The sequence below is a fragment of the Streptomyces sp. UNOC14_S4 genome (assembly GCF_020740835.1).
Lineage (GTDB): Bacteria > Actinomycetota > Actinomycetes > Streptomycetales > Streptomycetaceae > Streptomyces.
In genome coordinates, this window is the sequence record NZ_JAINFC010000031.1 from 1 (window position 1) to 12650 (window position 12650).

The 12650-nt window shown below is 71.5% G+C and carries 12 protein-coding genes and 1 pseudogene; 4 read left to right on the plus strand and 9 right to left on the minus strand.

Annotated features, from left to right (window positions below; genetic code table 11):
- The 4 genes and pseudogenes from K6I34_RS05010 to K6I34_RS05025 form a co-directional block, all read right to left on the minus strand.
- Positions 1-306, minus strand: a pseudogene (locus tag K6I34_RS05010) (hypothetical protein); the annotation flags it as partial.
- A gap of 57 nt (positions 307-363) precedes the next feature.
- Entirely contained in the window at positions 364-1038 is a 675-nt protein-coding gene (locus K6I34_RS05015; protein WP_229322843.1) for a class I SAM-dependent methyltransferase, read from the minus strand.
- A 138-nt stretch (positions 1039-1176) separates the two neighbouring features.
- Positions 1177-1863: a DUF402 domain-containing protein gene (locus K6I34_RS05020; protein WP_229322844.1), complete on the minus strand. Its 687-nt coding sequence runs from the start codon at positions 1861-1863 to the stop codon at positions 1177-1179.
- Positions 1864-2019: 156 nt separating this feature from the next.
- Positions 2020-3414: an aspartate ammonia-lyase gene (locus tag K6I34_RS05025; protein WP_229322845.1), complete on the minus strand. Its 1395-nt coding sequence runs from the start codon at positions 3412-3414 to the stop codon at positions 2020-2022.
- Between the two features lie 108 nt (positions 3415-3522).
- Between K6I34_RS05025 and K6I34_RS05030 the strand changes: the two genes are divergently transcribed.
- Positions 3523-5049: a ricin-type beta-trefoil lectin domain protein gene (locus K6I34_RS05030; protein ID WP_229322846.1), complete on the plus strand. Its 1527-nt coding sequence runs from the start codon at positions 3523-3525 to the stop codon at positions 5047-5049.
- A 227-nt stretch (positions 5050-5276) separates the two neighbouring features.
- Here K6I34_RS05030 and K6I34_RS05035 read toward each other — a convergent pair whose 3' ends face one another.
- Positions 5277-6935, minus strand: coding sequence for a fumarate hydratase (locus K6I34_RS05035; RefSeq protein ID WP_229322847.1), 1659 nt, complete (start codon positions 6933-6935; stop codon positions 5277-5279).
- Between the two features lie 147 nt (positions 6936-7082).
- Here K6I34_RS05035 and K6I34_RS05040 point away from each other — a divergent pair, with 147 nt between their 5' ends.
- Together K6I34_RS05040 and K6I34_RS05045 are read left to right on the plus strand one after the other, a co-directional pair.
- Complete coding sequence (locus tag K6I34_RS05040; protein ID WP_374230807.1) at positions 7083-7778, plus strand: DUF1707 domain-containing protein; 696 nt, start codon at positions 7083-7085, stop codon at positions 7776-7778.
- Between the two features lie 221 nt (positions 7779-7999).
- On the plus strand, positions 8000-8305 hold the full coding sequence (locus K6I34_RS05045; RefSeq protein WP_183147692.1) for a WhiB family transcriptional regulator: 306 nt from the start codon (positions 8000-8002) through the stop codon (positions 8303-8305).
- A 138-nt stretch (positions 8306-8443) separates the two neighbouring features.
- Here the strand turns inward: K6I34_RS05045 and glpX are convergent, their stop codons facing one another.
- On the minus strand, positions 8444-9475 hold the full coding sequence (gene glpX, locus K6I34_RS05050; protein ID WP_229322848.1) for a class II fructose-bisphosphatase: 1032 nt from the start codon (positions 9473-9475) through the stop codon (positions 8444-8446).
- A 249-nt stretch (positions 9476-9724) separates the two neighbouring features.
- Here glpX and K6I34_RS05055 point away from each other — a divergent pair, with 249 nt between their 5' ends.
- A complete protein-coding gene (locus K6I34_RS05055; protein ID WP_229322849.1) occupies positions 9725-10267 on the plus strand; it encodes a DUF4245 domain-containing protein in 543 nt (180 codons plus the stop codon).
- Between the two features lie 104 nt (positions 10268-10371).
- On the opposite strand, the gene K6I34_RS05060 is transcribed toward K6I34_RS05055, so the two are convergent.
- From K6I34_RS05060 to xseA, 3 genes are all read right to left on the minus strand, one after another.
- Positions 10372-10962, minus strand: a complete 591-nt coding sequence (locus K6I34_RS05060) for a malonic semialdehyde reductase (RefSeq protein ID WP_229322850.1) — start codon at positions 10960-10962, stop codon at positions 10372-10374.
- A 190-nt stretch (positions 10963-11152) separates the two neighbouring features.
- A complete protein-coding gene (locus K6I34_RS05065; RefSeq protein ID WP_229322851.1) occupies positions 11153-11404 on the minus strand; it encodes an exodeoxyribonuclease VII small subunit in 252 nt (83 codons plus the stop codon).
- A gap of 10 nt (positions 11405-11414) precedes the next feature.
- Positions 11415-12635 carry an exodeoxyribonuclease VII large subunit gene (xseA, locus tag K6I34_RS05070; protein ID WP_229322852.1) on the minus strand — a complete coding sequence of 407 codons (1221 nt, stop codon included), beginning with the start codon at positions 12633-12635 and terminating at the stop codon, positions 11415-11417.
- Positions 12636-12650: the final 15 nt, after the last annotated feature.

Sequence of the window (12650 nt, forward strand, 5' to 3'; positions counted from 1 at the left end):
GTTCCCGCCGTCGGCGGGCCGCTCGCCGTCGCCGTTCCCCGGCGTGCGCGCGGGCATGTCCGCGCCGCCGGGCACGGAGGGCTCGGTGTGGTCCGTGGGGCCTTCCGCGGCGGCACGGGACGCCGGGGAGCCGTCGTGGGCCGTGGGCCCCTCCGCGGCGGCGGGGCGGCACTCACCGCCGCCGCGCTCGCGCGCGGCGCTCATGGCGGCCTCCTGGCCGTGCGCGGCCGCGCCCGCCGCAGGGGCGGCAGCCTGCCGCGAGGCCGCGGTCCGCTGTCTTCCGTGGGAGAGGGGATGCTCCGTCACGCGTGGGGTTCCATCCGTCGGGGCCGTACGCCCGGTCGCTGCCGGCCGCACCGTGGGTCAGGCGCGTCGCAGATTGAAGAAGAGCTGGATCTCGGGGGGCACGTCCGTGCTCGCCGGGGCGTACGCCTGCGTGCTTTCCCCGACGACGTCGAACCCCGACTCGCATACGACCTGGCGCAATTCCTCCCGCAGATATCCGGATACCCGGATCGTGTGGCCCAGGAACGGCATCGCGAAGTCGTCCACGTCGGCCTCGACCATCGCCAGGGCCAGCAGACCGCCGGGCCGCAGCAGGCCGTGCGTCATCCGCAGCGCGTACGGGATCTCCGCCCGCGGCAGCATCAGCAAGGAGAAGAACGCGGCGACACCGTCGAAGCTGCCGAGTCCACCGTCCCGCAGGTCGGCCAGGTCCGCGAGGACGAACTCCGCCCCTGCCACGTTGCCGCGGGCCAGCTCCAGCATGCCGGGGGAGAGGTCGACGCCGACCACCTCGAGCCCCGCGTCCGAGAGCTGACGGGCGGTCGGCAGTCCCGTGCCGCAGCCGAGGTCCAGGACGCGGGAGCCGGACGGCAGCGTGCGCGCCAGCCAGTCGCCCGCGGCGAGCTGTCCCTCCTTGTGCGGGAAGGCGTCGTCGTAGCGGTCGCCGATCGAGTCGAACGCCTCCGCCTGACCACTCCGGTCCAGCCCTAAGCGGGCATAGCCGTCGTAGTCCTGCCCGTCGTCACCGCTCACGGCTCCGCCCCTCCTGTGACCGACCTCTGTGAACGTACGTCACATGCCGTGCTGTCGTTCCTGCCGTGCTGCTGTGCAGTATCGCGGAGGCCGATCCTACGGTTGTCCCTCGGGGCCCCGCCAAGCGGTTCCGGAGGATCAGGCCCCGAGGCGGGCCGGGGAGCGGCCCCAGTCCTCCGGGAGTCTCGGCACCGTCCACGAGGGGTCCGGCCGCCAGCCCTCCCAGCCCCCGGCGAACGGTGCTCCCCAGGACTCGACGCGGGCGACCGCGTCACGGCCCGCGGCCCGCACCCGCTCGGCCTGGCCGGCGGACATCAGGCCGGCGCGCTGCGCCTGGGCGAACTCGTCCTCGTCCTTCCACTCCCAACTGCGGTCCGGGTAGACCGCGATGTCGAGGAAATGGTCCTCGGAGTCCACGCCGCCCGCCCAGCGGGCGAGCGGCTCCTCGAGGTTCACGTACCAGTTCTTGAAGCGCCAGTCACGGTCCCAGAACAGCCAGACCGACCAGGGCTCGCCGGGGCGGGCGAGCTTGAGCACGCCGGTGCCGAACCAGCGGGAGACGACGGTGGTGCGCGGCTTGGTGTAGCGGGTGGCCAGCGGCTCCTCGTGGATGGAGGTGCCGTCCGCGAGACGCGGCTTGACGCAGTCGGTGCCGGGCGCCATCCAGACGGCGAGGAGCTCGTCGGTGTCCTGGACCACGGTGACGGGACGACAGATGTGGACGCGGTCGGTGCCGTTGCCCCGGTAGCGCCAGAGAATGTGTTCCCCGGGCGCCCAGTGGGTGCCGCCGTCCGTCCCCGTCGAGTCCAAGGTGTCCGCTGTCATGCGCAGATCCTAGGCGCCGTAAGGAAAACGCGCCGTGACCTGCGCCGCACAGAGAGACGCCCCTGAAAGGGGCGCGAGGAACTGCGCGCCCAGCCACAACGAACCGGCAGCCGCGCACAAACCGTAAGAGGCACCCCAATAGGCGCACCCAAAAACCTACGGACGAGTCATCCGCAGCACATCCAACGCCTCGGACAACTGCTCCCGAGTGAGCAACCCCCGCTCCACATAACCACCCTCAAGCACGACCTCCCGGATCGTCTTCCGCTCCGCAAGGGACTTCTTGGCCACCTTCGCCGCCTCCTCGTACCCGAGGTAACGGTTGAGCGGTGTCACCACGGACGGCGAGGACTCCGCGTACTCGCGGGCCCGCTCCGCGTTCGCGGTGATGCCGTCGACCGTGCGGTCGGCCAGCAGCCGGGAGGCGCTCGCGAGCAGGCGCACGGACTCCAGCAGGTTCTTCGCCATGACCGGGAGCATCGCGTTGAGCTCGAAGTTCCCGGCGGCGCCCGCGGTGGCCACGGTCACGTCGTTCCCGGTCACCTGGGCGGCCACCATGAGCACCGCCTCGGGGATCACCGGGTTGACCTTGCCCGGCATGATCGACGAGCCCGGCTGGAGGTCCGGCAGATTGATCTCGGCGAGGCCGGTGCGGGGGCCCGAGGCCATCCAGCGCAGGTCGTTGGCGATCTTGGTGAGGCCCACCGCGATCGTCCGCAGCTGGCCGCTGGTCTCCACCAGGCCGTCCCGGGCGCCCTGGGCCTCGAAGTGGTCCCGGGCCTCGGTCAGCGGCAGCCCCGTGGCGCGGGCGACCTCGGCGATGACGGCGCCGGAGAACCCCGCCGGGGTGTTGATGCCGGTGCCGACCGCCGTGCCGCCGAGGGGCAGCTCCGCCAGCCGCGGCAGGGAGGCGCGCAGCCGCTCGACGCCGTAGCGCACCTGCGCGGCGTAGCCCCCGAACTCCTGGCCCAGGGTGACGGGCGTGGCGTCCATCAGATGCGTACGGCCGGACTTGACGACCTCCGCGAACTCCTTCGCCTTGCGCCCCAGCGCCTCGGCGAGGTGCTCCAGGGCCGGGATCAGATCGCCGGTCACGGCGGCGGTGGCCGCGATGTGGATGCTGGACGGGAAGACGTCGTTGGAGCTCTGTGAGGCGTTGACGTGGTCGTTGGGATGCACGTCGCGGCCCAGGCGCTCGGTGGCGAGGGTGGCGATGACCTCGTTGGCGTTCATGTTGGAGGAGGTGCCCGAGCCGGTCTGGAAGACGTCGACCGGGAAGTGGTCGTCCCAGCGGCCCTCCGCCACCTCGGTCGCGGCGCTCTCCACGGCCTCCGCCAGGTCCTTGTCGATCACCCCCAGCCCGGCGTTGACCTTGGCCGCCGCGGCCTTGATGCGGCCCAGCGCCGCGATGTGCGCCCGCTCCAGCCGCTGGCCGCTCACCGGGAAGTTCTCCACCGCCCGCTGGGTCTGCGCGCGCCACTTGGCGTGGGCGGGAACCCGTACCTCCCCCATGGAGTCGTGCTCAATCCGGTACTGCTCGCTGTCGGTCATCGTCACTTACCTCCTAAGCACCACAGCGTTTGTCCGGTCCGGCCTGTTCCCAAGAGAACTGACCGGTGAGTAAATACCGCGGGTAACAACCTTCATTCGGGAGGCTCCATGAGACGCAGCCCCACCCTGCGCCGTGCCCTCGCCGCCCTCGCCGCGTGTACCGCGGCGCTCGGCGGCCTCGCGGCCACAGGACCCGCCGCCCACGCGTCACCCGGTACGCGTACGGCCGCCGTCACCCCACTGACGCCGGAGCTGGAGAAGATCCGCGCCGCCGAGGCGGCGAAGCTCTACGGCGACTCCGCGCAGCGCCCCCTGGCCGACCGCAAGACCTCGGTGATCTCGCTCGGTGACAGCGAGATCAGCGGCGAGGGCGTCGGCAACTACGAACCCGGCACCGACGGCCCCGACAACTGGTGCCACCGCTCGCCCGACTCCTTCATCCACCGCACCACGATCCCGGCCGACGTCAGCTACAACGTCGCCTGCTCGGGCGCCACCACCGCCAACGTCCGCATCGGCGGCAGCAAGCAGTACGCGGACGAACCGGTGCAGAGCGACGCCCTCGCGGTCAAGGCCCGCACCACGCGGGTCAAGCTGATCCTGCTGGGCATCGGCGCCAACGACGACCTCCAGTTCGGGCCCGTGATGACCGACTGCGTCGAGCGCTACGTGTTCCTGCAGGGCACCTGCGAACCGAAGTACGCGCCCGGCTGGCAGGCCCGCGTCGACGGCCTCGTGCCCAAGGTCGAACAGACCGTGCGCGACCTGCGCACCGTGATGCGGGGAGCGGGCTACGCCGACGGCGACTACAAGCTCGTCGTCATGGGCTACCCCAGCCCCATCGGCCCCGACTTCGAGGACAACCCCGACTTCCCCGGCAAGCTCGCCGGCGGCTGCATGGGCTACACCTCCGACGCCGCGTGGGGCCGCAACACCGCCGTACCCGCCTTCGAGACGGGCATGAAGCGGATCGCCCGCGACACCGGTGCCGTGTTCCTCGACAACTCCCGCCTCTTCCACGGCCACGAGGTGTGCATGGAGGACACCTGGGCGCGCGGCCTCTACATCGAGCTCTCCAACCCCTTCCCGCCGGACGCCAATTCGGTCCGCCAGTCCTTCCACCCCAACTTCCGCGGCCACGGCGCCTTCGCGGCCTGCGTCAGCCAGCTGTACGGCTCGGGCTGGCAGGAGGCCGGCTGCGCCGACCCGGCGAGCACGGGCTCGCCCGTGCTGTACCAGGGCGCCTGGGACGACGCCTTCCGTCCGCTGAGGAACGCGGCGACGGGCACGTGCGCCGACGCGTACGGGGCGGCGTCCGCCAACGGCACCGAGGCCGGCGGCTGGGACTGCAGCGGCGCCCGCAACCAGCTGTGGTGGTACGACCCCCAGCGGGGCTCCCTGCATTCGGGTCTCACCCATGACCGGTGCCTCGACGTCCCGGGCGGGACGTACTCCGCGGGCGCGGCGCTGGAGTTGTGGAACTGCCACGGCGGCGACAACCAGAAGTTCACACGCCCGGCGGACGGCACGTTCCGGCCCGCGGCGGCGGCGCAGCTGTGCGTGACGCTCGCGACGGCGAAGGACGCGCTGCGGTTGCAGCCGTGCGACGGCTCGGCGGCGCAACGCTTTGCGTGATGCGCGAGGGGGCGCCTACTGGGGTGCCCCCTGAGCCCGGTGCGCGTCTCCCGGCCGACGGTGGCTGGCCGCGCAGTTCCCCGCGCCCCTGATGGGGCAGAGCCCCGAAAGGGGCGCGGGGAACTGCGCGAGCAACCCCCACCGGGGCCGCAGACGCGCGCGCAGCGCAAGACGCACCCCGGTAGGCGAAGCGGGGGTCCGGGGGCGGCAGCCCCCGGAGCAGGGACCTACTTCGCCGGGCGCACCGGGATCGAGGTGAACGTCGGTGCCGGGCTCGGGTCGACGAAGAAGTCGTTGCCCTTGTCGTCGACGACGATGAACGCCGGGAAGTCCTCGACCTCGATCTTCCAGACCGCCTCCATGCCGAGCTCCTCGTACTCCAGGACCTCGACCTTCTTGATGCAGTCCTGCGCCAGCCGCGCCGCCGGCCCGCCGATCGAGCCGAGGTAGAAGCCGCCGTGCGCGGCACACGCGTCGGTGACCTGCTTGCTGCGGTTGCCCTTGGCGAGCATGACCTTGGAGCCGCCCGCCGCCTGGAACTGCTCGACGTAGGAGTCCATGCGGCCCGCGGTCGTCGGGCCGAAGGAGCCGGAGGCGTAGCCCTCGGGGGTCTTCGCCGGGCCCGCGTAGTAGACCGGGTGGTCCTTGAGGTACTGCGGCATCTCCTCGCCCGCGTCCAGCCGCTCCTTGATCTTCGCGTGCGCGATGTCGCGGGCGACGACGAGCGGGCCGGTCAGCGACAGGCGGGTCTTGACGGGGTACTTGGTGAGCTCGGCGAGGACCTCGTCCATCGGCCGGTTGAGGTCGACCTTCACCACGTCGTCGTCGGAAAGGTGCTCGTCCGTCGTGTCGGGCAGGAAGCGCGCCGGGTCGGTCTCCAGCTGCTCCAGGAAGACGCCCTCGGCGGTGATCTTCGCGACGGCCTGGCGGTCGGCGGAGCAGGACACGGCGATGGCGACCGGGCAGGACGCGCCGTGCCGCGGCAGGCGGACCACGCGCACGTCGTGGCAGAAGTACTTGCCGCCGAACTGGGCGCCGATGCCGATCTTCTGCGTCAGCTCGAAGACCTTCTGCTCCAGGTCCTTGTCGCGGAAGCCGTGGCCGAGCGGCGAGCCCTCCTCGGGCAGCTCGTCCAGGTAGTGCGCGGAGGCGTACTTCGCGGTCTTCAGCGCGTACTCGGCGGAGGTGCCGCCGACGACGATCGCCAGGTGGTACGGCGGGCAGGCCGCCGTACCCAGCGAACGGATCTTCTCCTCCAGGAACTTCATCATGCTCGCCTCGTTGAGCACGGCCTTCGTCTCCTGGTAGAGGAAGGACTTGTTGGCGCTGCCGCCGCCCTTGGCCATGAAGAGGAACTTGTACGCGCCGCCGTCCGTCGCGTAGAGCTCGATCTGCGCGGGCAGGTTGGAGCCGGTGTTCTTCTCCTCCCACATGGTCAGCGGGGCCATCTGGGAGTAGCGCAGGTTGAGCTCGGTGTACGCGTCGTAGATGCCGCGCGAGAGCGCCTCCTCGTCACCGCCCTGGGTGAGCACGTGCTGGCCGCGCTTGCCCATGACGATGGCGGTGCCGGTGTCCTGACACATCGGCAGGACGCCCGCCGCGGCGATGTTGGCGTTCTTCAGCAGGTCCAGCGCGACGAACTTGTCGTTGGGGGAGGCCTCGGGGTCGTCGAGGATCCTGCGCAGCTGCGCGAGGTGGGCCGGGCGCAGGTAGTGCGAGATGTCGTGCATGGCCTCGGCGGCCAGCTTCCGCAGCGCCTCGGGCTCGACCTTCAGGAACGTCCGGCCGTCGGCCTCGAAGGTGCTGACACCCTCGGACGTCACCAGGCGGTACGGGGTCTCGTCCTCACCCAGGGGCAGAAGATCGGTGTAGGCGAACTCTGGCATTGCGGCCATTCCTCACTCGGCAGACATCGCTGGCTACTGCGACAGCACCCACAAGCGTAGAACGCGGGACGGGGACGGAGTTTGTGAGGTAAGGCTCACCCGCGGTCCCCACTGTCGCGATCTATCGCGTTTCGCTACTCTGGCGGCGTGGATGAGTCATCGCTGGAGAAGCGTGCCCCGGTGTCCTTTGAGAAGGCTGAGAAGGCCGGCCCCGAGAGTCCCGCCGTGCAGGCCGGGCTGCGCGCGTCCGACGCCGACCGGGACCGGGTCGCCGACATCCTGCGCGAGGCCCTCGGCGAAGGGCGGATCACGGCGGAGGAGCACGCGGAGCGGGTCGGCCGGGTCTACGAGGCCAGGACCGTGGGCGAGCTGGAGCCGCTGGTCCACGACCTCCCCTCCGTGCCCCGGCACGAGCCCGCGGCCCCCGCGCGCCCGCAGGACGCCCCGGTGCGCCCCGTCGGCGTGCCGTACGGGAGCACCGAGAGCCTCGTCGCCGTCTTCGGTGGCGCCACCCGCAACGGCCGCTGGCGCGTGGCTCCCAGGATCAACGCGTTCGCCCTGTTCGGCGGTGTGGAGATAGACCTCACCGAGGCGGTCTTCGAGCACCAGCACGTCGTCGTCAACGCGACGGCCATCTTCGGCGGCATCGAGATCAAGGTCCCGGAGAACATCACCCTGCGCTCCACGGGCAGCGGTGTCTTCGGCGGTTTCGAGGTGAAGACCTACGAGGCCCCGGACGCGGACGCCCCGGTGGTGACGGTCATGGGGTTCGCCGTCTTCGGCGGCGTGGAGGCCAAGCCCAAGCGGGGGAAGCGGCTGCGGGACCTCTGGGCGGGGCGCTGATCGCGGGTCGCGACGTTCCGCTCATGGCAACGGTGTGAATAAGCACGCGCACAGCGGGTAAAGCTTGGTGCATCGTCTCTCGTACGGCTGCCGGTGCGAATGGCCGTGCGCAGTGGAGGCGGGCAAAGGTGACTCAATCGGCCAAGCTAAGCCGTCGTCAGGAGTAGACCGTGCTGCTACCGCATCAGCCCCTGCCTGAAGCCGCCGTACCGTCCCAGCGGATGCCCGCTCGGGATCAGGCCGGCCCCTGGCATTCGGAGGCGGTGTGCCGCCGGGATGAAGCCGGGCTCTTCTTCGCACCATCGAAGGAACCCACGGCCGCGCGCCTCTCCCGGGAGGAGGCCGCGAAGCGGGTCTGCGCCCGCTGCCCCGTCATGGTCGAGTGCCGCGAGCACGCGCTCCTCCAGCCCGAGCCCTACGGGGTGTGGGGCGGGCTGACGGCGGCCGAGCGCCGCGTCGTCCTGGCCCGGCGCCGCCGCCGCGAGGCGGAGCTCCAACGCGCGACGCGGGTCGCCGCCGCAGGGTGACGGAGACTCCGCGCCCCTGTCAAGGGGCGCGGGGAACTGCGCGACAAGCCCCCACCGGCCCGCAGCCGCGCGCGGAGCGCAAGAGGCAGCCCAGTGGGCGAAGGGGGTCCGGGGGCGAAGCCCCCGGAGGGCATCCGGCTAGCTGGGGCGCTCGAAGTCGATCGTCGAGTACGCGCGCAGCTTCGAGAGCCGATGCGTGGAGTCGATCTGCCGGATCGTGCCCGACTTCGACCGCATCACCAGCGACTGCGTCGTCGCCGTCTCCGCGCGGTAGCGCACGCCGCGCAGCAGCTCGCCGTCCGTGATGCCGGTGGCGACGAAGAAGACGTTGTCGCCCTTGACCAGGTCGTCCGTGTGCAGGACGCGGTCCAGGTCGTGGCCCGCGGCCAGCGCCCGCTCGCGCTCCTCCTCGTCCTTGGGCCACAGCTTGGCCTGGATCGTGCCGCCGAGGCACTTGATCGCGCAGGCCGCGATGATGCCCTCGGGCGTGCCACCGACGCCGAGCAGCAGGTCGATGCCCGTGCCCTCGCGCACGGCCATGATCGCGCCCGCGACGTCGCCGTCGGAGATGAACTTGATGCGGGCACCGGCCTCGCGGATCTCCTTGACGATGCCCTCGTGGCGCGGGCGGTCGAGGACGACGACGGTCACGTCCTCCGGCGAGGAGCGCTTCGCCTTCGCAACGCGGCGGATGTTGACGCCCACCGGGGCGTCGATGTCGACGAAGTCCGCGGCCTCCGGGCCGGTGACCAGCTTGTCCATGTAGAAGACGGCGGAGGGGTCGAACATCGCGCCGCGGTCGGCGACGGCCATCACGGAGACCGCGTTGGCCATGCCCTTGGCGGTGAGGGTGGTGCCGTCCACCGGGTCGACGGCGACGTCGCACTCGGCGCCCGTCCCGTCGCCCACGCGCTCGCCGTTGTAGAGCATCGGCGCGTTGTCCTTCTCGCCTTCGCCGATGACGACGACGCCGTTCATGGACACGGTGCCGATGAGGGAGCGCATGGCCTTGACCGCCGCGCCGTCCGCGCCGTTCTTGTCACCGCGCCCGACCCAGCGGCCCGATGCCATGGCGCCGGCCTCGGTGACCCGGACGAGCTCCAGGGCGAGGTTGCGGTCGGGGGCCTCGGGGCTGACCTCGAGCGGGGACGGCAGGTGATGATCGGTCATCGGAGCGCACCTTTCTGTACGGCGACGGCCGTAGGAGCGAGCCCCTCGTCCCCCGTAGGGGGCAAGGGTGAGGGTGCTGATGACTTTATCTGTTTACTGCGAGAGTGAGCAGGCCACCCCACGCATGAGCGGCGTCAAGGTCGTCCGGCGCGCCGTCGGGCCGTGCCGTGGGGCCGCTCCGCGGGGCGCGTGCGCGCCGGGGGCGCACCGGCGTCAAGATCGGAACGGTCATGAGGGACGATGGGGGACGTGGCAGGCAGAAATCCCAAGGCGCAGACCGTCCGGAACATGTTGCTGGCGCTGATCGTGACCATCCCGGTCGCCGTGCTCAGCTATGTCTTCATTCCGCACGACGAGCACAAGGACCCGATCAAGACCGTCGACTACCGGGTGGAGCTCGACACGGCCCGGCGCGCCGCGCCGTACCCGGTCGCGGCCCCCGAGGGGCTGCCCGCCGACTGGCGGGCGACCTCCGTGTCGTACCGCGAGGGCGGCAAGGACGGGTCGGCCTGGCACCTCGGCTTCCTCGACCCCGAGACCCAGTACGTCGCGGTCGAGCAGAGCGACGCCTCGCCGGCCGCCTACATCGACAACGTGACGCAGGGCGCGGTCAAGACCTCGCGCACGGAGAAGGTGGGCGACGCCGCCTGGCGCTACTACGAGGGCGAGAAGTACAACGCGCTGGTGCGCGAGGAGCACGGTGTGACGACGGTGGTCACCGGCACCGCGGACACCGGGCAGCTGGCGAAGATGGCCGCCGCGCTCAAGGCCGGGACGGGCAAGAAGGCCTGACCGGGGCGTGGGAACGGCCGGTGCCCGGCCGCCCCTCCTCGGGGCGCCGGGCACCGGCCGTTCGCAGTCGTGATGCCGCCGTCGGCTCAGACTCAGGTCCAGGCTCAGACGGTGGTGACGACCTGCTCGTAGGACAGGCGCGGCGAACGCGGGAACCAGGCGTTCTCGCCCGGCTTGCCGATGTTGACGACCATCAGCGGGGTGTGGTCGTCGTCCAGGAACTCCTTCTGGACACCGGCGAAGTCGAAGCCGGTCATCGGGCCCGCGGCCAGACCGGCGGCGCGCAGGCCGATGAGGAAGTACGCGGCCTGGAGGGCGCCGTTGACCGTGGCGGACCCCTCGCGGGCGGAGCGCTCGGCGAAGAAGACGTCCTTGGCCTGCGGGAAGTGCGGGAAGAGGGTCGGCAGCTCCTCGTGGAACTCGTTGTCCGCGGCGAGGATCGCGACGAGCGGCGCGGTGCGGGTCTTGGGCTGGTTGCCCTCCGCCATGTGCGCGACGAGGCGCTCGCGGGCCTCCTCGGAGCGGACCAGGACGACGCGCAGCGGCGTGCCGTTGAACGCGGTCGGGCCGTACTTGACCAGGTCGTAGACGGCCTGGATCTGCTCGTCGGTCACCGGCTCGTCGGAGAAGGTGTTGGCCGTGCGGGCCTCACGGAAGAGCAGGTCCTGGGCGGCGGTGTCGAGGGCGAGGGTCATGATGCACACCTTCTGGTCGCAAGGGAAACGTGTGAGTGGTTCCCACTGTACGCGAGGTGTGTGAACTTTCAACTAAAGCCCTGTTTTTGTGGCGGGGGTCACGCCGAAGTGGGGTTTTCGTGGGGGCATGGGCGACTTCGGCGCCCGATCGGCGGTCTCTTTCCGCCCGCCCTCCCGGCCTACCGGCCCCTCAGGACCGGCCGTCCCCATCCGGCTCCGACTCCTGCTCCGACTCCGAGGCCAGCGCGGCGTCGAGGCGGGCGCGGGCCCCCTCCAGCCAGCGGCGGCACACCTTCGACAGCTCCTCGCCCCGCTCCCACAGCGCGAGGGACTCCTCCAACGTCGTACCGCCCGCCTCCAGGCGCCGCACCACCTCGATGAGCTCGTCCCGCGCCTGCTCGTAACCGAGAGCGCTCCCGCCCTCCGTGCCCGTCTTCGCCATGCCGCCAAGACTAAGCGGGAGGGCTGACAACGGCCCGCACCGCGAACTCGCCCTCCGCGACCCGCGCCCGCAGCTCCTCGTCCGCCCCGACCTCGTCCGGGGCCCGGACCACCGAGCCGTCCGCGTGCTGCAGCACCGCGTAACCGCGGCGCAGCGTCGCCGCGGGGGACAGCGCCACCACGCGCGCGCGGGTGTGCGTCAGCTCCGAGTCCGCCCGGTCGAGAAGGTGGCCGAAAGTACGCCGCCCCCGCTCGGTGAACGCGGCGACCTGTGCCTCCCGCTCCTCCACCATCCGGTGCGGCTGCTCCACGCTCGGGCGCGCCCGCAGGGACGCGAGACCGCGCTCCTCGCGCTCCAGGTGCCCGGTGACACAGCGCAGCGCGCGGTCCCGCAGCTGCCGGACGCGCACCAGCTCCTCGCCCACGTCGGGCACGACCCGCTTCGCCGCGTCCGTGGGCGTGGACGCGCGCAGGTCGGCGACCAGGTCCAGCAGGGGGGAGTCCGGCTCGTGCCCGATCGCGGACACCACCGGCGTACGGCACGCGGCCACGGTCCGCACCAGCTGTTCGTCCGAGAACGGCAGCAGGTCCTCCACGCTGCCGCCGCCCCGCGCCACGATGATCACGTCCACGTCGGGGTGCGTGTCCAGCTCCGTCACCGCCTCGATCACGCGCGGTACGGCGTGCACGCCCTGGACGGGGACGTTCCGGACCTCGAAACGGACCGCGGGCCAGCGGTGCCGGGCGTTCTCCAGCACGTCCCGCTCGGCGGCGGACGCGCGCCCGCAGACCAGCCCGATGAGCTGCGGCAGGAACGGCAGCGGCCGCTTGCGCCCGGCGGCGAACAGCCCCTCCGCCGTCAGCGACCGCTTCAGCTGCTCCAGCCGCGCCAGCAACTCGCCGATGCCGACCGGGCGGATCTCCGTCGCCTGCAGCGACAGCGTGCCGCGCCGCTCGTACCACTTGGGCTTCGCGTGCACGACGACGCGGGCGCCCTCCGAGACGATGTCGGCGACCTGGTCGAAGACCGAGCGGTAACAGGTGACGGACAGGGACGTGTCCTGCGAGGGGTCACGCAGCGTCAGGAACACGACACCCGCGCCGGGCCGGGGGTTCAGCTGGGTGATCTGCCCCTCGACCCATACGGGGCCCAGGCGGTCGATCCAGCCGCCGATGAGGTGCGAGACCTGTCCTACCGGGATGGGGGACTCGGGGGTGGTGTTGAGGGCCATACGGCGACCATATCG